Source organism: Mycobacterium sp. ITM-2016-00316, assembly GCF_002968335.2.
GTDB lineage: Bacteria > Actinomycetota > Actinomycetes > Mycobacteriales > Mycobacteriaceae > Mycobacterium.
In genome coordinates, this window is sequence record NZ_CP134398.1 from 1,990,491 (window position 1) to 2,010,290 (window position 19,800).

General features: G+C 67.2%; 19 protein-coding genes. 8 read left to right on the top strand and 11 right to left on the bottom strand.

Annotated elements, in window-relative coordinates:
- The first annotated feature begins 24 nt into the window (after positions 1 to 24).
- The gene (locus C6A86_RS09490) at positions 25 to 1,245 is read left to right on the top strand and encodes a cytochrome P450 (protein ID WP_105364905.1); all 1,221 of its coding nucleotides are present in this window, start codon (positions 25 to 27) and stop codon (positions 1,243 to 1,245) included.
- On the opposite strand, the gene C6A86_RS09495 is transcribed toward C6A86_RS09490, so the two are convergent.
- The 3 genes from C6A86_RS09495 to C6A86_RS09505 are packed head-to-tail and all read right to left on the bottom strand — an operon-like array spanning position 1,242 to position 5,272.
- Positions 1,242 to 1,433: a YbdD/YjiX family protein gene (locus tag C6A86_RS09495; protein ID WP_105364904.1), complete on the bottom strand. Its 192-nt coding sequence runs from the start codon at positions 1,431 to 1,433 to the stop codon at positions 1,242 to 1,244. The two genes, C6A86_RS09490 and C6A86_RS09495, sit on opposite strands and share 4 nt — an antisense overlap.
- Positions 1,379 to 3,667 (bottom strand): carbon starvation CstA family protein, encoded by a 2,289-nt coding sequence (locus C6A86_RS09500; RefSeq protein ID WP_105364903.1) that lies wholly within the window; start codon positions 3,665 to 3,667, stop codon positions 1,379 to 1,381. Before C6A86_RS09500 ends, C6A86_RS09495 begins: the two co-directional genes overlap by 55 nt.
- 45 nt (positions 3,668 to 3,712) lie before the next feature.
- Complete coding sequence (locus tag C6A86_RS09505) at positions 3,713 to 5,272, bottom strand: ATP-dependent DNA ligase (protein ID WP_105364902.1); 1,560 nt, start codon at positions 5,270 to 5,272, stop codon at positions 3,713 to 3,715.
- A 218-nt stretch (positions 5,273 to 5,490) separates the two neighbouring features.
- On the opposite strand from C6A86_RS09505, the gene C6A86_RS09510 reads away from it, so the two are divergent.
- Together C6A86_RS09510 and C6A86_RS09515 are read left to right on the top strand one after the other, a co-directional pair.
- A complete protein-coding gene (locus tag C6A86_RS09510; protein WP_396834994.1) occupies positions 5,491 to 5,931 on the top strand; it encodes a pyridoxamine 5'-phosphate oxidase family protein in 441 nt (146 codons plus the stop codon).
- Between the two features lie 13 nt (positions 5,932 to 5,944).
- The gene (locus C6A86_RS09515) at positions 5,945 to 6,595 is read left to right on the top strand and encodes a response regulator transcription factor (protein ID WP_105364926.1); all 651 of its coding nucleotides are present in this window, start codon (positions 5,945 to 5,947) and stop codon (positions 6,593 to 6,595) included.
- Here the strand turns inward: C6A86_RS09515 and C6A86_RS09520 are convergent.
- Positions 6,576 to 8,108: a molybdopterin-dependent oxidoreductase gene (locus C6A86_RS09520; RefSeq protein ID WP_105364927.1), complete on the bottom strand. Its 1,533-nt coding sequence runs from the start codon at positions 8,106 to 8,108 to the stop codon at positions 6,576 to 6,578. The genes C6A86_RS09515 and C6A86_RS09520 overlap by 20 nt on opposite strands.
- A gap of 99 nt (positions 8,109 to 8,207) precedes the next feature.
- Between C6A86_RS09520 and C6A86_RS09525 the strand changes: the two genes are divergently transcribed.
- Positions 8,208 to 8,987, top strand: a complete 780-nt coding sequence (locus C6A86_RS09525) for an SDR family NAD(P)-dependent oxidoreductase (protein ID WP_105364901.1) — start codon at positions 8,208 to 8,210, stop codon at positions 8,985 to 8,987.
- Positions 8,988 to 9,095: 108 nt separating this feature from the next.
- Positions 9,096 to 10,451, top strand: coding sequence for a neutral zinc metallopeptidase (locus C6A86_RS09530; protein ID WP_311101095.1), 1,356 nt, complete (start codon positions 9,096 to 9,098; stop codon positions 10,449 to 10,451).
- Between the two features lie 3 nt (positions 10,452 to 10,454).
- Here the strand turns inward: C6A86_RS09530 and C6A86_RS09535 are convergent, their stop codons facing one another.
- Complete coding sequence (locus C6A86_RS09535) at positions 10,455 to 11,204, bottom strand: sulfite exporter TauE/SafE family protein (RefSeq protein WP_105362649.1); 750 nt, start codon at positions 11,202 to 11,204, stop codon at positions 10,455 to 10,457.
- 185 nt (positions 11,205 to 11,389) lie between these two features.
- Here C6A86_RS09535 and C6A86_RS09540 point away from each other — a divergent pair, with 185 nt between their 5' ends.
- Positions 11,390 to 11,860, top strand: a complete 471-nt coding sequence (locus C6A86_RS09540; protein WP_105362648.1) for a homocitrate synthase — start codon at positions 11,390 to 11,392, stop codon at positions 11,858 to 11,860.
- Between the two features lie 109 nt (positions 11,861 to 11,969).
- On the opposite strand, the gene C6A86_RS09545 is transcribed toward C6A86_RS09540, so the two are convergent.
- Both C6A86_RS09545 and C6A86_RS09550 read right to left on the bottom strand, forming a co-directional pair.
- On the bottom strand, positions 11,970 to 13,418 hold the full coding sequence (locus tag C6A86_RS09545; RefSeq protein WP_105362650.1) for a cytochrome P450: 1,449 nt from the start codon (positions 13,416 to 13,418) through the stop codon (positions 11,970 to 11,972).
- A 156-nt stretch (positions 13,419 to 13,574) separates the two neighbouring features.
- The gene (locus C6A86_RS09550) at positions 13,575 to 15,056 is read right to left on the bottom strand and encodes a cytochrome P450 (RefSeq protein ID WP_105362647.1); all 1,482 of its coding nucleotides are present in this window, start codon (positions 15,054 to 15,056) and stop codon (positions 13,575 to 13,577) included.
- A gap of 134 nt (positions 15,057 to 15,190) precedes the next feature.
- Between C6A86_RS09550 and C6A86_RS09555 the strand changes: the two genes are divergently transcribed.
- Positions 15,191 to 15,835, top strand: coding sequence for a TetR/AcrR family transcriptional regulator (locus tag C6A86_RS09555; RefSeq protein ID WP_105362646.1), 645 nt, complete (start codon positions 15,191 to 15,193; stop codon positions 15,833 to 15,835).
- Between the two features lie 34 nt (positions 15,836 to 15,869).
- Positions 15,870 to 16,727, top strand: a complete 858-nt coding sequence (locus C6A86_RS09560) for an SDR family oxidoreductase (RefSeq protein WP_105362645.1) — start codon at positions 15,870 to 15,872, stop codon at positions 16,725 to 16,727.
- Here the strand turns inward: C6A86_RS09560 and C6A86_RS09565 are convergent.
- Genes C6A86_RS09565 through C6A86_RS09580 form a run of 4 tightly spaced genes read right to left on the bottom strand, consistent with a single transcriptional unit; the run spans position 16,724 to position 19,734 of the window.
- Positions 16,724 to 16,930: a hypothetical protein gene (locus tag C6A86_RS09565; protein WP_158263247.1), complete on the bottom strand. Its 207-nt coding sequence runs from the start codon at positions 16,928 to 16,930 to the stop codon at positions 16,724 to 16,726. The genes C6A86_RS09560 and C6A86_RS09565 overlap by 4 nt on opposite strands.
- A 19-nt stretch (positions 16,931 to 16,949) precedes the next feature.
- Positions 16,950 to 18,104 carry an AAA family ATPase gene (locus C6A86_RS09570; RefSeq protein WP_105362644.1) on the bottom strand — a complete coding sequence of 385 codons (1,155 nt, stop codon included), beginning with the start codon at positions 18,102 to 18,104 and terminating at the stop codon, positions 16,950 to 16,952.
- Positions 18,098 to 19,129, bottom strand: coding sequence for a DNA polymerase IV (locus C6A86_RS09575; protein ID WP_105362643.1), 1,032 nt, complete (start codon positions 19,127 to 19,129; stop codon positions 18,098 to 18,100). Before C6A86_RS09575 ends, C6A86_RS09570 begins: the two co-directional genes overlap by 7 nt.
- A complete protein-coding gene (locus tag C6A86_RS09580; protein ID WP_105362642.1) occupies positions 19,126 to 19,734 on the bottom strand; it encodes a TetR/AcrR family transcriptional regulator in 609 nt (202 codons plus the stop codon). Before C6A86_RS09580 ends, C6A86_RS09575 begins: the two co-directional genes overlap by 4 nt.
- Between the last annotated feature and the right edge of the window lie 66 nt (positions 19,735 to 19,800).

A 19,800-nucleotide genomic window follows, 5' to 3' on the forward strand; every position in this document is an offset into this window, starting at 1 on the left:
GGGCAGACGGTGAGCATTCCGACGATGGACGACGCCGCAAAGGTTCTCGCGGACCCGAAGGCCTACGCCGACGAGGCCGGACTACACGCCGCGCTGACCCACCTGCGCGCGCACGCGCCGGTGTCGTGGGTCGAGGTCCCGGACTACGCGCCGTTCTGGGCGATCACCAAGCATGCCGACATCATGGAGATCGAGCGCGCCAACGACGTGTTCACCAACTCTCCGCGGCCGGTGCTGATCACCAGAGAAGGTGATGAGCAACAGGCGGCCGTCGGCATCAAGACGCTGATCCACATGGACGACCCGCAGCACCGGGACTTCCGGGCGATCGGTGCGAACTGGTTCCGGCCCAAGGCGATGCGGGCGCTCAAGGAGCGCGCCGACGAACTGGCCGTGCAGTTCGTCGACAAGATGGCGGCCGAGGGCCCGGAATGCGACTTCGTGCAAGAGGTGGCGGTCAACTATCCGCTGTACATGATCATGACGCTGCTCGGGGCGCCCGAAGCGGATTTCAGCTCGATGCTGCGCTGGACCCAGGAACTGTTCGGCAGCGATGACGAGGAGCTCCAGCGCGGCAAGGGTAAAGACGAGCAGATGATGGCGTTGCTGGAGATGTTCCAGTACTTCACCGAGCTCACCGCGAAGCGCCGCGAGCACCCGACCGATGACCTGGCGTCCACCATCGCCAACGCGACGATCAACGGCGAGCCACTCTCGGATATCGAAACCGTCTCGTACTACGCAATTCTGGCCGCCGCCGGGCATGACACGTCCAGCGCGAGCATCTCCGGCGGCATGCACGCACTGATCGAGCATCCGGGCCAACTGGCCAGGCTGCGCGACAACCCCGGCCTCATGCCGCTCGCGGTCGAGGAGATGGTCCGCTGGACGACGCCGGTCAAGGAGTTCATGCGAACGGCTCAGCGGGACTATGAGATTCGCGGCGTCCGGATCGCGGCAGGAGATTCGGTGCTGTTGTCCTATGTGTCGGCCAACCGCGATGACGAGGTGTTCGACGAGCCGTTCCGGTTCGATATCGGCCGGGACCCCAACAAGCACATCGCCTTCGGGTACGGTGTGCACTTCTGTCTGGGTGCGGCGCTGGCCCGCCTCGAGGTCAACAGCTTCTTCTCCGCGCTGCTACCGCGCCTGGAATCGGTCGAACTGACCGGCACCCCCGCCCATATCGCGACCACCTTCGTGGGCGGGCTCAAGCACCTGCCGATCCGGTACCGGGTGAGCTAGCAGCAGCGCGACTGCGGATTGGCGTCGGTCGCGGCGTGTCGCATCCGCCAGTACTCCCGCTCGGTGGGAACCGGCGAGCCGGGATGCACGCGGGCGAGGTGCTCGACGTAGCGACGATAATGGTTGTCACCCATCAATGATGACCAGTACCAACCGATCTGGCCGATGATGTCGGCAGCGCGTCCCATTGTTTCTGCACCTCCTTCTCGGCAGCGGTGGGAATCAGTCCGGACGGCGCGAAGATCCGCGATGGCACCGCTTCGTCCTCGGTGAGCGGTCGGCCGGTGCCACGGATGGCCTTGAGCGCCATCATGACCCCGGCGGTGACCACGATGACCACCAGTACCGCGAACACGATCGACAGGGTGCCCTGGATGAAGGTGTTGCGGATGACGGCGTCGATCTGATCGGGGTTCTTCGCCGCCCCGAACGTCGACATGCCCGCATCCTTGGCGTCGCGGTACTGGAAGTGCTGCGTCCAGTAGCCGACCCGCGGGTCGCCGGAGAAGATCTTCTGCCACGACGCCGTCATCGTCACCACGAGATCCCATGCCAGCGGGACTCCGGGTATCCAAGCCCATTTCAGCAATCCGCGTTTGATGATCACCACCGTGACGACGGTCAGCGCGATCGCCGCCAGCAACTGGTTGGCGATACCGAACAGCGGGAAGAGGGTGTTGATGCCGCCCAGCGGATCGGTCACACCCATCAGCAGGATGCCGCCCCAGGCGAGCACCACGACGATGCTGCAGATCCAGGCGCCGACCCGCCAGCTCGGGTTCTGCAGCTTCTTCAGCGGCCCGCCGAGGTTGCCGAGGGCATCGGAGAGCATGAAGCGTGCCACCCGGGTGCCCGCGTCGACGGTGGTGAGGATGAACAGAGCCTCGAACATGATCGCGAAGTGATACCAGAACGCCTTGAGGCTCTCGCCGCCGAAGACCTGATGCAGCACCTCGGACATCCCGAAGGCCAGGGTCGGAGCCCCGCCGGTACGGGACACGATCGATTCCTCACCGACGCCCGCCGCCGCCCCGGTGATCTCCTCGGCGGTGATGTCCGGCCCGGACAGCCCGAGCCCGTTGACGTAATCGGCGGCTGTCTGCGCGGTGGTGCCGGTGGATGCGGACGGCGCGTTCATCACGAAGTACAGGTGCTGATTGAGGATGGCGGCGGTGATCAGCGCCATGATCGCCACGAACGACTCGGTCAGCATGCCGCCGTAGCCGATCAGCCGCATCTGGCTTTCCTTCTCCAGCAGCTTGGGCGTGGTGCCCGAGGAGATCAGCGCGTGGAAGCCCGAGAGCGCACCGCAGGCGATGGTGATGAACAGGAAGGGGAACAGCGAACCGGCGAACACGGGCCCGGTGCCGCTGGTGGCAAACGACGATATCGCCGGGGCCTCCATGACCGGCCGGGCGATCAGGATGCCGACGGCCAGGAGCGCGATGGTGCCGACCTTCATGAACGTCGACAGATAGTCCCGCGGAGCCAGCAGCAGCCAGACCGGCAGCACCGATGCGGCCAGGCCGTAGATGATGATGCACCACGACAAGGCCACCTTCGACAGCGTGAACCAGTCGGCGCCCCATTGAGTTTCGGCAACCCAGCCGCCGGACACCACGGCCAGCAACAGCAGCACCACACCGATCAGCGACACCTCCGAGACCCGGCCGGGCCGCAGGAAGCGCAGGTAGAAACCCATGAAGATGGCGATCGGAATCGTCATCGCGATGGAGAACACGCCCCACGGGCTCTCGGCCAGTGCGTTGACCACGACCAGGGCCAGCACCGCGAGCAGGATCACCATGATGACCAGCACGCCGATGATCGCCGCGGCACCGCCGACCACACCGAGTTCGTCCTTGGCCATCTGGCCCAGCGACCGTCCGCGTCTGCGCACCGAGATCGACAGCACCAGGTAGTCCTGGACGCAGCCGGCGACCAACGCGCCGATGATGATCCAGATGGTGCCGGGCAGGTAACCCATCTGCATGGCGAGCACGGGTCCCACCAGTGGGCCTGCCCCGGCGATGGCAGCGAAGTGGTGTCCGAAGAGCACCCGCCGGTCCGTCGGCATGTAGTCGGTGCCGTTCTCGAACACCTCGGCCGGGGTGGCGACCTCATCGCGCGGCTTGACGATCTTCATCTCGATCAGGCGGGCGTAGAACCGGAAGCCGATGACATAGGTGCAGATCGCGGCGATGACGAACCAGACCGCGTTGATGGTCTCGCCGCGGAAGAACGCGATGATCGCCCACGCCACGGCGCCCAGCACGGCCACCAGCCCGAAGATGATGCGGTGCTTTGCGGTGATGGGGGACCGGTCGACGATCGCTACCGGCGGCAGATCCTTGTCGGTGCGGATGTAGGTGATATCGCCGTCATGTTCTTCGAGGCGCTCCGGTGCGCGTGGTGAAGCCATGTGTTGATCCTTGCACCGGACAAAGGCTGCAACGGGACTTTCCGGTCATCCGTTGCGTTCGTAGTGTTCACGGACGGTGTCGACCGTGTCGGCCTCGGCGGCGCTCTTGTCCTCGCGGTAGCGCAGTACCCGGGCGAACCGCAAGGCCATCCCACCCGGATACCGGGTCGAACCCTGGACACCGTCGTAGGCGATCTCGACGACCTGCTCGGGCCGCACCGTGACGACGTAGCCGTCGGTCGGCGCTGAGCCTGATGTCGCCGGCAGCCCGGCTCCGTCGGCCAACTCGGTAAAACGCCGGGTCTGCCAGGCCAGCATCTGATCGGTCATGCCCTTGAACGTCTTGCCCAGCATGATGAAGCCCCCGGTCTGCGGGTCACGGGCGCCGAGGTGGATGTTCGACAGTAGGCCGGTGCGTCGCCCGGAACCCCACTCCACGGCCAGCACCACCAGATCCAGGGTGTGCACCGGCTTGACCTTCAGCCAGGCCGCACCGCGCCGGCCCGCCGCGTAGGCGGCGCCCGGGTCCTTGGCCATCACGCCCTCATGCCCGGCGTCCAGTGTGTCGGCCAGGAATTGTTGCGCGACATCGGGATCCGCGGTCAACAGCCGCTGCATCCGCTGGTTCTGCGGCACCACCTCGTCCAGCGCGGCGAGCCGCTCGGTCATCGGAAGATCCAGCAGGTCGGTGCCGTCACGGTGCAGCAGGTCGAAGAAGAACACCGACAGCGGCTCGCGGCCGACCTCGCCGGAGCGGGTGCCGAACCGGGAGGCGGTGACCTGAAAGCGATGCGGCCGGCCGTCCGGGCGCAGTGCGATGGCCTCCGCGTCGGCGATGAGAGCGGTGAGCGGCAGCGCCAAGGTGGCTTCGACGACCTCGGGCAGGCGCGCGGTGACATCGTCGAGGCTGCGGGTGTAGATCGAGACGGTATCGCCGACGCGATGGACCTGCACCCGGGCCCCGTCGAGCTTCGATTCGAACAGCGCTGTGCCGCCCAGTTTGTCGAGTGCGTCCTCGACCGAGGCCGCGGTCTGGGCGAGCATCGGCCCGACCGGGCGACCGACCTGCAGGGAGAACCGGGCCAGCGCCGGCTCACCACCGCGCAGGGCGGCGGCCGCGACGACCGGCAGATCCCCGGCCAGCATGGCTGCCCGCCGCACCGCTGCTACCGGCACCTCGGCGGCCTTGGCGACGGCGTCGACCATGACCCCGGCCAGCGCGCCCTGGCGCAACTCGCCGGCCAGTAGCCGCCGCAGAAACTGCTGCTCATCAGCGGTGGCGGCGCCGAACAGCGCGGCCAGGCTCGCCGTGCGCCGAGCTTGTGAACCACGCCCGTTCAGCCCTTTGATCTCCGAGAACGTCGCGTCGACGCCGTCCACGGTGAGGGTGGCGGTGGCGGCCGGTTCGGGCAGGGTGCGCAGCGACGCCCAGCCGACGCCGATCTGGCGCTGCGGAAGTTCCCCGGACAGCCACGCCACGATCACGCCGATGTCGGCGGGTGTGCCTGCGGCGGACAGCGTCGTGGCGACGCGAGTGACCTTGGCCAGGCGCGACGACAGGGAGCCCACCTCCGTCGAGGTGGCCGCGATCTCAGCGAGCAGCACCCGTCCAGCCTGCCACCGGGCTCCGACACACACGAGACACAGCGTGACGCGCACCGGGCTCGGCGGCGGATCGAGTGCCGAAACAGCTGGCCTGCAACCTGTTCACCAGGGCTTTTCCTCGAACTGAGGACTTTCGGCCCTGTCGTTGCCGGTCGGTGTCCTCGACACTTGACCTCGACGCGGCGAGCGAGGCACGCCGCCCCAGGGAGGTGGCCGGAATGTCGATGAGCAAGCCGCACGGATCGCAGCTCGACGTTCTCAATCGCAGGCAGTGCCTGGATCGGCTCGCGCAGGTGCGGGTCGGCAGGCTGGTGTTCACCGAGGACGCGCTGCCCGCGATCCAGCCCGTCAACTTCCGGGTATGGCGCGACGATGTGGTGATCCGGGTGGCCGGTGGCCCCAAACTGCAGGCGGCCACCGCCAACCAGGTGGTGGCCTTCGAGGCCGACGTGCTGGACGCGGACCTGCGCAACGGCTGGAGCGTGACCGTCGTCGGGCACGCCGAACCCATCACCGGGGTCGATGATCTGGTGGACGTCGCGGGCACCTTCATCGAGCCTTGGGTGCAGGGCCGACGGGATCACTTCATCCGGATCAGGACCGACCGGATGACCGGACGGGAGTTTCGCGAGGACGCGCTGCCGCAGTACCGGCCATGATGGAGTCATGTCGGTGCTGAAGGTGTTCCTGGTCGACGACCACGAGGTCGTTCGTCGCGGTCTGATCGACCTGCTCGGATCCGATCCCGACCTGGAGATCGTCGGTGAAGCGGGCACCGTCGCCGAGGCGCTGGCCAGGGTGCCCGCGGTCCGCCCCGATGTGGCGGTGCTCGATGTGCGGTTACCCGACGGAAACGGCATCGAACTGTGCCGCGACCTGCTCTCGGCCCTGCCTGATCTGCGATGCCTGATGCTGACATCGTTCACCTCTGACGAGGCCATGCTCGATGCCATCCTGGCCGGTGCCAGCGGGTATGTCATCAAGGACATCAAGGGCCTGGAGCTGGCCGCGGCGATCAAGGATGTGGGTGCGGGCCGGTCGCTGCTGGACAACCGCGCCGCGGCCGCGCTGATGGCCAATCTGCGCGGTGCGGCCGCCCGCGATGACCCGCTGACCGGTCTCACCGAGCAGGAACGCGCACTGCTGCAGCTGCTGTCCGAGGGCCTGACCAACCGCCAGATCGCCGCCCGGATGTTCCTCGCGGAGAAGACGGTGAAGAACTACGTCTCCCGGTTGCTGGCGAAGCTGGGCATGCAACGGCGCACGCAGGCAGCAGTTTTCGCGTCGAAGCTGGAGCAGGGGATCAGACCACCGAGAAGCTGACCGTGTGCCAGCCGGTGGCGCCGTCGGGGACGACGTCGGCCATATCGGAGGTCTGTACATAGCCGGTGTTGTCGGTGGCCCGCACCGCGATGAGGTGGGGGCCGGGCTGGTCGGCCTGCCAGTCGAAACTCCACAGCCGCCAGGTGTCATCGGAGTAGGCCGCGCCGAGGGTGGCCTGTTGCCACGGGCCCTCGTCGATGCGGACCTCGACCGCTCGCACGCCGCGCGGCTGTGCCCACGCCACGCCGCCGAAGCGGACCGGCCCTGCCGGGACGTCCTGCCCGCTGCGAGGCACGTCGACACGGGACTGGGTCTTGATCGGGCCACGCTCGGACCACCCTAGTGGCGTCCAATAGCCTTGCGCCCGATCGAATCTCGTCAACTCCAGATCGACCACCCATTTGGTGGCCGAGACATAGCCGTATAGGCCGGGCACCACCAGGCGCGCGGGATAGCCGTGTTCGATGGGCAGCGGCTGACCGTTCATCGTGATGGCCAGCAGCGCATCCCGGTCATCGGTCATGGCCTCGGTCGGTGTGCCCGCGGTGAATCCGTCACTGGATTTCGAGAGCACCATATCCGCGTCGGGGGAGACCCCGGCCGCCGCCAGCAGGTCTCGCACCCGGTATCCGCCCCAGAGCGCGTTGCCGACCAGATCGCCGCCGACGGGATTGGACACACACGCCAGCGTCACCATCTGCTCGATCAGTTCGAACTGTTCGAGATCGGCGAAGGTGAAGGTCTTTTCGTTTTCGACCATGCCGTGGATCCGCAGTTTCCAGCCCTCCCGCGACAGCTGCGGCACGCTCAGCGCGGTGTCGATCCGGTAGAACTCGGCATTGTCGGTGACGAAGGGTGTGACGTCCACGCCGGTGGGTTGCACCCCTGGGGGGACCGGCGGCGCGGGCCGCGCGATCCGAGGCGGGGTGAACGCCTCGCGGTCATCGGCTACCGAGTGCACCCGCCGTGCCCACACCGAACCGACCGCCCCGCCCAGCACACCGAGTCCGAGCAGACCGAGAGCGGCCAGCGACAACCGGCGGCCGGGGTCTGCTTCGGCCGATTCGTGGGCGGTCCCGTCGCTCAGCCGCCCCGATGTCAGGAAGCGCAGGGCCAGGATGCCGGCCACGCCACCGACAGCCGTCGGGATCACGTCGACAGGCGCTGACCCGGGTCGCGAGAGCACCGCCACGCAACCGGCCGTGGCCGCCGCCGCGAACATGACGCTGCCGATCGGCAACCGGCGGCGCTCGGCCAACCCGGCGACCGCGGCCAGTACGGCGATGACCAGCAGTACCGCCACCGCCAGAAAGAGCTTGTCGGAGGTGCCGAACGTCTGGATCGCCCATTCCTTGACCGGGCCCGGGGTGAGGTCGATGACGGTGGAGCCGATGGCGTTGCGGGCGTCGGCGGAGGAGCCGAGGGGAACGGCCACCAGTGCGCTGACACCGAGGGTCACCGCGGCGGCCGCGATTCCGCTGAGAATCCGGACGCCAGAGGAGGGGGAACTCACGGCGTCCACGCTAGCTCAGCGAAGTCGCCGAAAGCCTTACCGTAATGTGACGTCCGAACGTAGCGTTACATTCTGAACGCAATCTGGAAAGGGAGCTAGATGGAGATTTCGGGCAAGAAGGCCGTTGTGGTCGGCGGGGCATCCGGCTTCGGACGGGCCACCGTCGAGGCGCTGGCCAAACGCGGCGCAAGCGTCGCGATCCTCGACCGTCCCCAGTCGAAGGGCAAGGAGATCGCCGAACAGGTCGGCGGATCGTTCTACGAGGTGGACGTCACCGATTTCGACGGCACCGAGCAGACCCTGGCCACGGTGGTCGAAGATCTCGGCGGCCTGCACATCGCGGTGACCACCGCGGGCGGTGGAATCGGCGAACGCACCGTGAAGAAGGACGGTCCGCACAGCCTCGAATCCTTCCGGCAGTCCATCGATCTCAACCTGATCGGCACCTTCAACATCAGCCGGCTGTCGGCCTGGCACATGAGCAAGAACGATCTGGTCGACTCCGAAGATGGGGGAGAGGCCGAAGAGCGCGGCGTCATCATCAATACCGCCTCCATCGCCGCGTTCGAGGGCCAGATCGGCCAGATCGCCTACACCGCCTCCAAGGCCGCGATCGCCGGCATGTGCCTGACGATGGCGCGTGATCTGGGCAGCCTGGGCATCCGTGCGTTGGCCATTGCGCCCAGCCTGTTCGCCACCGGGTTGACCGAGGGCATCCCCGACGAGTTCGCCACCGTGCTGACCAAGGACGCGGCCTTCCCCAAGCGCCTGGGCAAACCGGAGGAGTACGCAAAGCTCGCCGTGGCCATCGTGGAGAACCCGATGCTCAACGGCCAGTGCATCCGGCTGGACGCCGGGCAGCGTTTCGCCCCCAAGTAGACGTTGCGGATTCGGCGCGCCCGCGACCGCTGAGCAGTCGCGGGCCGCCGAAATCGCATTTGGCGCGCGATCTATCCAATATCCGCAACACCCCGCTAATGTTTGCCCATGAATATCAAGATCATGGCTGCAGCGGCTGCCATGTGGATGCTGGCGGCGTGCGGATCGCCCCAGCCGGAGATCCCCTCGCCGACCGAGAAGACCGGTGCCGCACCCGATACCAGCAGCATCACCATCGAGGGCGACGCCTCCGAACCGGTCAACCAAATCGCCATCCAGGCGATCGCCGACCTGGAGCAGTACTGGGCGCAGAACTACCCGGAGCTCTACGGGGAGGACTTCGAGCAGATCGCCGGTGGCTACTTCGCCGTCACGGCGAACAGTGACGCCCCGCCGTGTACCACCGAACCCGACGAGGTCGCCGGTAACGCCTTCTACTGCTCGACCGAGGACGTCATCGCCTGGGATGCCCAGGAACTGCTGCCCGACATGCAGTCCAAGTACGGCGACTTCGTCATCCCGGTCGTGATGGCCCACGAATTCGCGCACGCCGTGCAGGCCCGCTCGAACTTCACCGCCCGCACCGTCACCCGCGAACTGCAGGCCGACTGCTTCGCCGGTGCATGGGCGCGCCACGCCCAGGACACCGGTGTCTTCGAGGTGACCAGCGGGGGTCTGGACACGGCGCTGGCCGGTGTGCTGGACCTGCGGGACAACCCGGGAACGGCCAAGACCGACCCGAACGCGCACGGCAGTGGCTTCGACCGGGTCAGCGCGTTCCAGGACGGTTTCGACAACGGTCTGGATCGGTGCAAGGACTACCGCGACGACGAGCCGATGGTCCTGGCACTGCCGTTCAACAACATCGCGGATGCGGCCAGCGGCGGTGACGCGCCGTACGACTCGATCGTCAACGGCGTGCCCTACGACCTGGAGGACTACTGGACGCAGCTGTACCCGGAGCTCACCGGCGGCCAGGCCTGGCCGCCGGTCGCGGGCCTGGAGGCCTTCGATCCGGCGAATCCGCCGATGTGCGGCGACCAGTCCACCGAGGGCTACTCGCTGTTCTATTGTGTCCCAGACGATTACGTCGGCTGGGATAACAGCGAGACGATGCCCGAGGTGTATCGCCAAGGTGGTGACTACGCGGTCTCGACGCTGCTTGCCACCCAGTACGGTCTGGCCGCGCTGACCCGCCTCGGTGACGATTCCGATGAGAAGACCTCGACCCTGCGCGCGGACTGTCTGGCCGGCGGGTACACCGCCAGCGTGATCCTGCAGAACCGGGCCGAGACCAGTTCCTGGTCGATCTCGCCGGGCGACCTCGACGAGGGCATCAAGGCGCTGCTGGTGTTCCGCGGTGACGGCGACGCCGACCGCCAGGGTGCCGGGTTCGACCGGGTGCGGGCGTTCCGCGAGGGCGTCATCAACGGCGCCGAAAGCTGCCTGGACTACGAGAACTGACGCTCAGCGGTAGGTGTCGAAGCCCAGCTTGACCGCCAGCGCCAGACCGGCGACGGCGATCAGCATGCGCAGCGGGGTGGCGGGCGCGTGCCGCACCACGATCGGGCCGAGTCGGGAGCCGATGAGACAGCCGACGCCCATCGCCGCCACGGCCGGCCAGTGCACCGGTGCGACGATCGCGAACACCACTGCCGCAGTGCCGTTCGAGGCGCCGAGCACGACGTTCTTGGTCGCGTTCGCGTGGGCGAGCGTGGTGCCGCCGGTGCGCAGGAACAGCGCAAGCAACAAGACGCCCGCTGCGGCGCCGAAGAACCCGCCGTACACGCAGATGACGCCGACGATGGCGGCCCGCACGATCGTGCGCGCCAGCGTCGGCGCCACACCGGTGTCTTTGCCCCGGGGAAGGGCGATCGCCACCGCGGCCACCGCGAGCAGGATGGGCACCGCGTTCTCGAATCCCTCCGACGGGATGGACAGCAGCAGCAGCGCGCCGGCGAGCCCGCCGAGTGCACCCATCGGGACCAGCCGCTTGAGCTCCGGGCCCTGGCCGGCGAGTTCGGGCAGTGAGCCCCGCACCGAGCCGAAGGTGTTGAACACCAGGGCCACGGTGTTCGTCACGTTCGCGGTCACCGGCGGCAGTCCGACCATCAGCAGGGCCGGGTAGGTGGATACCGAGGCCAGGCCGGCGATACTGCCTGCCAGCCCGCCACCGATACCGGCCGCGAACAGCAGCACGATCTCGGCCCATGTCACCGGGCCATCTTCAACTATTCAAAGAAGTTGCGCGCACCCGCCCGGCAGGTCTAACCTCGGCGATCGTGCATCACATTCTCGTAGTAGCCAGCACCCGCAGCGGGGTCTGATCCAGACCGACCCCCCGCTGTGGGTCGGAAGCTACTACCCGTCGGTCGCTCCCTTTGAGCAGAGAAGACCGGCACATGAACACTCACACCACCACCATCGCGAGCCCGCGCTTCGCGGATTTCTTCGACGCACCCCTGCCGCGCGGACTGCGCGACCTGGCCGCCGAGATGTCCTGGGATGACGTCGCGGACACCTTCGGTTCCAGCGCCGGGCCGCTGCGGCTGAGCCAGTGGGAGCGAGCGGACCGGACACCCGGTCGCCGCCACGCGCACACCTATCGGGCCACCATCGCCATCGGTGCGCGCACCATCATCGCGTCCGCCACGGCCTCGGGCCCGCTCGGCGCGCTGACCGCCATGCTCTACGAACACGGCATCGCCGTCGAGATGCTCAACTTCCACCAGCTGCAGGCCGGCGGGCAGACCGCGACGTTCATCCGCGGCACCGACGGAGTGGACACCGAATGGGCGATCGGCTGGTCGGAATGCCCGAACCAGTCCGCACTGCGTGCCGTCATCGCCTGCGCGAACCGGCTCCTCGTCTAGCGGCCGAAACTGTATTCCAGACGGGAAAGTTCGACTCAGGACCTTCCGGAATACCGTTTCGGCGGCACGTATTTAGCGTTTGGGGTGGGAAACCGAACAGCGTCGAGCATCAGAGCGGACGCAGGATGACCGGCATACCGTCCATCGGCACCGGCATACCGGCGTAGTCCAGCTTCGCCTTGTAGCCGGGGTACGGCGGCTCCAGGCGGTACTTGCGCAGCAACCGGTGCATGACGGTCTTGATCTCCAGCTGCCCGAACACCATGCCGATGCACTTGTGCGCGCCGCCGCCGAACGGCGCGAACGCGTAGCGGTGCCGCTTGTGCTCATTGCGCGGCTCGGCGAAGCGATCCGGGTCGAACTTCTGCGGGTCGGTCCACAGTTCGGGGAGGTGATGGTTGATCGACGGCCAGGTCACCACGTTCGTGTTGGCCGGGATGAAGTGGCCGAGCAGTTCGGTGTCGCGCACGGTGGAGCGCACATTGAAGGGCAGCGGAGTGACCAGGCGCAGAGCCTCATTGATCACCAGGTCCAGGGTCTCCAGCTTGTCCAGGGCCTCGATGTCGAGCGGTCCGTCGCCGAGGCGTTCGCTTTCCTCGCGACAGCGTTCCTGCCATTCCGGGTTGGCGGCCAGGTGATACACCATCGTGGTCAGCGTCGAGGTGGACGTGTCGTGCGCGGCCATCATCAGGAAGATCATGTGGTTGACGATGTCCTGATCGGTGAACGTGTTGCCGTCCTCGTCGGCGGTCTGACAGAGCACCGTGAGCATGTCGGTGCCGTCGGAACCGCGCTTCTCCTTGACCCGTTCCTCGAAGTAGTGGTCGAGGACCTTGCGGGCTTGCAGACCCCGCCACCACTTGAACGGCGGCACGCCGGTGCGGACGATGGCGCCGCCCGCGCGGGTGGTCATGGTGAACGCGTCGTTGACCTTGGTCACCAGTTCCTTGTCGCTGCCGGGCTCATGTCCCATGAACACCACCGAGGCGATGTCCAGCGTCAATTCCTTGACCGCCGGGTAGAACAGGAAGCGGGCATCGTTTTCCACCCAGTCCCCGGCGATGACCGCCGATGCCACCCGGTCGATGTGCTCGACATAGCCCGTGAGCCGGGAGCGGGTGAAGGCCTCCTGCATGATGCGGCGGTGGAACATGTGCTCGTCGAAGTCGAGCATCATCAGCCCACGGTTGAAGAAGGGCCCGATGACCGGATCCCAGCCCTTCTGCGAGAAATCCTTGTTGCGGTTCGAGAACACCGCCTGGGTGGCGTCCGGCCCGAGCGCGGCCACGCTGGGCAGCGCGGGGGAGTAGGCGTAGTGCACCGGGCCGAACTTCTTGTACACCTCGAGCAGGTACTCCGGCCCGGCCCGGAACGTCTCGATCATGTGACCCAGGATGGGCACACCCGAGTCGCCCATCACCGGCTTCAGTCCGCTGCCCGCAGGCGGTTCGGCCAGCACGAACTGCTTGAAATCGTGTTGCCGCAGCCGCTTTTCGACCGACCCGAGGCCGGGCATGTTGTTCAGCGTGGGGGTGAACTTCCGCTTGGCCTGATCCATCAGGTAGGCCGGGGTGCTGATGGTCGGCTTGCTCGTGATCGTCACTGACGGAGCTCCTCAAACTGTTCGTGCGGACAGACCTGTGGTCGATGTCACTCTTTGCAGACATCCTGTACGCCACACTTGACGCCTGTCAAGTTTGGTGTCGGTGTGCGTTCAACGGATGGCGCGCAAGATGATTGGCATGCCGTCCATCGGCACCGGCATCCCGCCGTTGTCCCATTTCGGGGTGTAGCCGGGCTTGACCAGTTCCAGCCGGTAATTGCGCAGCATCCGGTGCACGATCGTCTTGATCTCCAGCTGGCCGAAGACCATGCCGATGCACTTGTGCGCGCCGCCGCCGAACGGCGCGAAGGCGTAGCGGTGTTTCTTGTGTTCGCTGCGCGGCTCGGCGAAGCGGTCCGGGTCGAACTTCTCCGGGTCTGTCCACAACTCGGGCAGTCGGTGGTTCATCCCCGGCCAGGTCACCACGTTGGTGCCGGCGGGCACGTAATACCCGAGCAGATCGGTGTCGCGAACGGTCTGGCGCATGTTGAACGGCAACGGTGTCACCATGCGCAGTGACTCGTTGATCACCAGATCGAGGGTTTCCAGCTTGTCGAGCGCCTCGATGTCGAGCGGGCCGTCGCCGAGGCGGTCGGACTCGTCACGGCAGCGCTGCTGCCACTCCGGGTGGGCGGCCAGGTTGTAGGCGATGGTCGTCGTCGTCGACGTCGAGGTGTCGTGCGCGGCCATCATCAGGAAGATCATGTGGTTGACGATGTCTTCGTCGGAGAACGAGTTCCCGTCGTCATCGCTGGTGTGGCAGAGCACCGACAACATGTCGGTGCCGCCCGAGTTGCGGCGCTCCTTGATGCGCTCGACGAAGTAGTCCTCCAGCACCTTGCGGGCGCGCAGCCCCTGCCACCACTTGAACGGGGGCACGCTGAACCGCAGGATCGCCCCGCCCGAGCGGGTGGTGGTGGCGAACGCGTCGTTGACCTTGGTGACCAGTTCGTGGTCGTGCCCGCCGTGCTCGTGGCCCATGAACACCACCGAGGCAATGTCCAGGGTCAGTTCCTTCATGGCGGGGTGGAACAGGAAGCGGGCGTCATCGGTGGGCCAGGCGGCGACCTCGGCGGTGGCGACCTGGTCGATGTGCTCGACGTAACCGGTCAGCCGGGTCCGGGTGAAGGCCTCCTGCATGATGCGGCGGTGGAACATGTGTTCCTCGAAATCCAGCATCATCAACCCGCGGTTGAAGAACGGGCCGATGACCGGATGCCAGCCCTTCTGCGAATAGTCCTTGTTCCGGTTGGAGAAGATCGTCTGGGTGGCATCCGGGCCCAGCGCGACGATCGAGGGCAGGATCGGCGAATCGGCAAAGGTGATGGGGCCGCGGGTGTTGTAGAGGTGCAGCGGGAAGTCCGCGCCCTCGCGGAACATCTCGATGATGTGCCCGACCAGTGGCAGGCCGGAGTCGCCGGCGATGGCCTTGAGCCCGCTGCCCGCCGGGGGTTCGGCCAGGATGTGCTGCTTCCACTCGTGGGTGAGCAAACGCTTCTCGATGGCGCCCATGCCGGGGATCGTGTTGACCGTCGGGGTGAATCGTCGTCTGGCCTGATCCAGCAGGTAGCTCGGGGTACTGATGGTCGTCATCGGCAACGCTCCTCGGAAGGTCCTCCCACCAACAGGGCCGTGTGGTGGATCTCACTCTCGAAACCATCCTGTATGCCAGACTTGACGCATGTCAAGTTTTGTTCTGGCGTGGCGCGGTGCAAAGGTTTAGTGCCATGAGCGCCATCCCCGATACGGAATCCGAGACGCGGCGCAGTCGCGGGGACCGCCAACGCGATGCGATCGTCAAGGCGGTGCGTGAGCTGCTGGGCACCAAACCCTTCGCCGACCTGTCGGTGAGCATGATCAGCGAACGCGCCGGAGTGGCCCGGTCGGGCTTCTACTTCTACTTCGACTCCAAATACGAAGTACTGGCCTTCATCGTCAAGGACGCGCTGGCCGAACTGGATGTGCTGACCCACAACTTCGCCCCGCGCGACCCCGGGGAGTCGCCCGCCGCGTTCGCCAAGCGGATGGTCGGCAGTGCGGCCGCCGTTTTCGCCACCAACGACCCGATCATGGCGGCCTGCACCGCCGCGCAGGCCACCGACAAGCAGATCGCGGCCATCATGAACGACTTCGAGGACCTGGTGATCGCCAAGATCGTCGGCGTCGTCGAGGACGAGGTGCGCAAGGGCACCCGACCCATCTCCGATGACATCCCGGCCCTGGTCCGCATGCTGACCGCGACCACCGCGATGACGCTGTCCCACGACGCGGCGTTCGTCGGGCGCGGTACCGACCCGGAACGTGCGATCGATGTGTTGGAACGGCTGTGGCTGAGCGCCCTGTGGGGAACCGCGGCGTCCTGGGAGGACTGATTGGGCAGCGTCGGCGCTCGGTAGGGTCGTGCACATGGGTCAGGCGGACAGCTTTGCGGGGAAACGAGTTCTGCTCACCGGCGCGGCCAGCGGTATCGGCCGCGCGACCGCATTGATGCTGGCCCGCCATGGGGCCGAGCTCTATCTCACCGACCGCGACGTCGAGGGCCTGGCCACCACGGTCGTCGATGCTCAGGCCCTCGGCGCGCAGGTGCCCGCACACCGGGCGCTGGACATCTGCGACTTCGACGCCGTCTCCGCGTTCGGTGCCGATATCCACTCCGCGCACGGTGCGATGGACATCGTGATGAACATCGCCGGGATCTCGGCCTGGGGCACCGTCTCGACGCTCACCCATCAACACTGGAAGTCGATGGTCGACGTCAACCTGATGGGGCCGATCCACATCATCGAGACGTTCGTGCCGCCGATGGTCGCCGCCGGGCGCGGTGGGCACCTGGTGAACGTGTCCTCGGCGGCCGGCATCGTCGCGCTGCCGTGGCACGCCGCCTACAGCGCCAGCAAGTACGGGCTGCGCGGCCTGAGCGAGGTGCTGCGCTTCGACCTGGCCCGACACCGGATCGGGGTGTCTGTGGTGGTGCCGGGAGCGGTGAAAACCGGCCTGGTGCAGACGGTTCAGATCGCCGGCGTGGACCGCGAGGATCCCCGGGTGGCCAAATGGGTGGAACGGTTCGCCGGGCACGCCATCTCCCCGGAGAAGGCCGCCGAGAAGATTCTCACCGGGGTACGGCGCAACCGGTTCATGGTCTACACCTCGCCCGATATCCGTGCGTTGTACGCCTTCAAGCGCGCCGCGTGGTGGCCCTACAGCGTGGCCATGCGTCAGGTGAACGTACTGTTCACCCGGGCGCTGCGTCCGAAATCCCGCTAGGCCGGCGCCAGGTCCCCGCCGGGCGCCGGCGCGAACTCGGGAGCACTCGGTGACCCGGTCCTTGTCGTGGTGGTCGTGGTCGTCGTCGTGGTGGTCGACACCGGGGCGACGGTGGACGTGTCCGCCGGCTCGGAACTGTTGGCACAGCCGGGCAACAGCAGGACTGCGGCCGACACTGTTGCGGCCGTGATGCGCACGCTCATGGGTGTCGATGGTAGGTGCTCAGCGCTTACCCCAGTCCCAAGACGGTGCGGACAGCATGGTCTGGCCCTCGATCCGGGTCTCGCCCCACTCCTTGATCAGCTCCACCGTCGACTCGGGCGCCAGCAGCTCGACCAGACCCGCCGAGTGCGTCACCACCACCACCTGGGTGCTCGCTGCGGCAGACCGGATCATCCCGGCCAGTGGGGCCACCAGATCGGGGTGCAGTGAGGTCTCGGGCTCGTTGAGCACCATCAGCGACGGTGGCCGCGGGCTCAGCAGTGCGGCACCCCACAGCAGGAAACGCAGTGTGCCGTCCGATAATTCGGCGGCCCGCAAGGGTCGCAGCATCCCGGTCTGATGGAGCTGCAGCTCGAAGATCCCGTCGCGTACCGCGACCGAGAGCCGCGCACCGTCGAATGCATCGGCCACCGCTCGGGGCAGGTCGTCGAAACCGACCTCGATGATGGTCTGTACCGCGGCGGCCAGGTCCGCACCGTCATCGGAGAGCACCGGGGTGCGGGTGCCGACCTGAGGGCGACGCGCCGGGGCGGCCGCGTCGACCCGGAACCCGTCGTAGAACCGCCAGCCGCGCAACCGCTCCCGCACCGCTGCGAGCTCGGGGTGGGTACCCGGGTCGGCGAACTCGGCCAGCACGCTGCGGTAGCTGGGCAGCGACTGGGCCAGCCGGTCGAAACCGCGGCCGGTTTCGGCGCTGACCTCGGCGTAATCGCGGGTGCGTTGCACCAGCGTGGCGGCGGGTCGCAACACCGGGCCGGCGAAGAGCGCCTCGCGTTTGATCTCGGGATCGCGGGCGAAGAACGAGCCCGGGCCCGCGTACTGGGGCATCCCGAGGTCGATCAGATAGCCGAAATCATCTGAGGCAAAACCGAGTTCGAGAGACACCGGGCGGGTACGGGTGGTGCCCTGGGTCTTGCCGGTGCGCCGGGCGCCCGATGTCTGCTCGGGGCCGGCCCACAGCACCGATTCCAGGCCGCCTTCGCGGGCCAGCGAGCCGATGACCGCGCCGCTGCCGCAGTCTGCCAGCAGTCGCAGCGCCCGGTACACCGAGGACTTACCTGTGCCGTTTGCGCCGGTGACGACCGTCAGACCACCCAACGGCAGCACGATCTCGCGCAGCGAACGATAGCCACGGATCGCGACGGTGCTCAGCACGGCATCTCCAATTCCAGTCGGACGCCCAACAACCGGACGGGACGGTCGAGTGCGAAATCGTCGAGCAGAGCCAGCGCCTGGGCGGTGATGGTGGCCGGGTCGTTCCCGGGCGCGGGCAGCTTGCGGATCTTGGTCCGGGTGAAGAACGTACTGGTGCGCACCGTCACCGCCACCCGGGTCACGGTACGGCCTTCGGCGACGATCTCGGTGAGCGTCTGGGCGGCGAGATCGGTGACCGCACGGTCCATCTCGGTGCGATCGGTCAGGTCGTGCGGGAACGTCACGACGTGGCTGCGCGAGCGCGGCACCCAGGGCTGCGAGCTGACCTCGGTATCGCCGCCGCCCTTGGCCAGCAACAGAATCCCCAGCCCGGTGCTGGGGCCGAACGCCTCGGTCAGGGTGGTGGCGTCGGTCGCGGCGAGGTCGGCGACCGTACGGATATCCATCGCGGCAAGCTTTTTGGCCGTCTTGGGGCCCACCCCCCAGAGTGCGTCGACGGGGCGGTCGCCCATGAGCGTCATCCAGTTGTCCGCCGTCAGGATGAAGATCCCGGCGGGTTTGCCGAACCCGGTGGCCACCTTGGCGCGCTGCTTGTTGTCACTGATGCCGACCGAGCAGGACAGCCCGGTCTCGGCGGCGATGACGGTGCGGATCCGGTCCGCGAGCTCGACGGGGTCGGCGACATCGGCACCGAGATAGGCCTCGTCCCAGCCCCATACCTCCAATGGGTGGCCCAGGTCGCGCAACAGCCCCATCACCCGCTCGGAGGCCCGGTCGTAGGCCTGCGGGTCCGATGGCAGAAAGGTGGCATCCGGGCATCTGCGGGCCGCGACGCGCAGCGGCATCCCGGCGTGCACACCGAAGTCGCGGGCCTCGTAGGACGCGCAGGTGACGACCTTGCGCGCCTCGGTGGGGTCCCCGCTGCCGCCCACGATGACGGGCAGGCCGACCAGTTCGGGATGGCGCTGCAGTTCGACCGAGGCCAGGAACTGGTCCAGGTCGACATGCAGAATCCACGTGCTCACGTGCCGCAGAGTTTGCGGGCCACCGTCTCCCAGGCGTCGCCGAGTTCGTCGAGGGTCCTGCCGCGGTCGGTCAGCTCGTGGGCCACCCGGTCGGCGTCGAGCAGCGCGGTGAGCGCATCGGCCTGTGCATCGAGATCGCCTGTGGTTCCGGCATTTTCGAGCAGCATCCGGACATGTGTGTGATGTAGCGACGCCGGGGCGTTGAACCGGGTGTGTGGGTCACGGGCGGCATCGGAGAGCAGCGCGTGGTGGACGTGGACGAACCTCAGCCGGCTGCGGCCGTAGGCCAGCAGACGCTCCAGCGGCGGTGCGCCGGGGCCCAGTGGTGGGGGGCCGAACATGAAGGCCTGCTGTTCGATCACCTCGTCCTCGTCGAGGAGCACGATCATCAACCCCGAGCGGCTGCCGAAGCGCCGGAACAGTGTGCCCTTGCCGACGCCCGCCGCGGCGGCGACGTCGTCCATGGAGACCGCATCGGCGCCGCGTTCGGCGATGAGCCTGCGGGCCGCGTCGAGCAGCAGCGCACGGTTGCGCGCCGCATCGCCGCGTTCCGCCGGTGCGGCGGTGCTCAACGGCAGTGCTTTCAGCCGGTCGGGGGCGCCCACCCTTGAACTTTAACTCAGCCGGAATTATTCGGACCGTGGTCCGGTTAAGCTGTGTGAGGATCATCC

What these genes read in the sequence shown, in the direction of transcription:
- C6A86_RS09490 (WP_105364905.1), top strand. Translation starts at nt 25, where the DNA reads ATGGACGACGCCGCAAAGGTTCTCGCGGACCCGAAGGCCTACGCCGAC.
- C6A86_RS09560 (WP_105362645.1), top strand. Translation starts at nt 15,870, where the DNA reads ATGGGTCAGGCGGACAGCTTTGCGGGGAAACGAGTTCTGCTCACCGGC.
- C6A86_RS09565 (WP_158263247.1), bottom strand. Translation starts at nt 16,930, where the DNA reads ATGAGCGTGCGCATCACGGCCGCAACAGTGTCGGCCGCAGTCCTGCTG.
- C6A86_RS09540 (WP_105362648.1), top strand. Translation starts at nt 11,390, where the DNA reads ATGAACACTCACACCACCACCATCGCGAGCCCGCGCTTCGCGGATTTC.
- C6A86_RS09525 (WP_105364901.1), top strand. Translation starts at nt 8,208, where the DNA reads ATGGAGATTTCGGGCAAGAAGGCCGTTGTGGTCGGCGGGGCATCCGGC.
- C6A86_RS09550 (WP_105362647.1), bottom strand. Translation starts at nt 15,056, where the DNA reads ATGACGACCATCAGTACCCCGAGCTACCTGCTGGATCAGGCCAGACGA.
- C6A86_RS09545 (WP_105362650.1), bottom strand. Translation starts at nt 13,418, where the DNA reads ATGGATCAGGCCAAGCGGAAGTTCACCCCCACGCTGAACAACATGCCC.
- C6A86_RS09530 (WP_311101095.1), top strand. Translation starts at nt 9,096, where the DNA reads ATGAATATCAAGATCATGGCTGCAGCGGCTGCCATGTGGATGCTGGCG.
- C6A86_RS09500 (WP_105364903.1), bottom strand. Translation starts at nt 3,667, where the DNA reads ATGGCTTCACCACGCGCACCGGAGCGCCTCGAAGAACATGACGGCGAT.
- C6A86_RS09510 (WP_396834994.1), top strand. Translation starts at nt 5,491, where the DNA reads ATGTCGATGAGCAAGCCGCACGGATCGCAGCTCGACGTTCTCAATCGC.
- C6A86_RS09555 (WP_105362646.1), top strand. Translation starts at nt 15,191, where the DNA reads ATGAGCGCCATCCCCGATACGGAATCCGAGACGCGGCGCAGTCGCGGG.
- C6A86_RS09495 (WP_105364904.1), bottom strand. Translation starts at nt 1,433, where the DNA reads ATGGGACGCGCTGCCGACATCATCGGCCAGATCGGTTGGTACTGGTCA.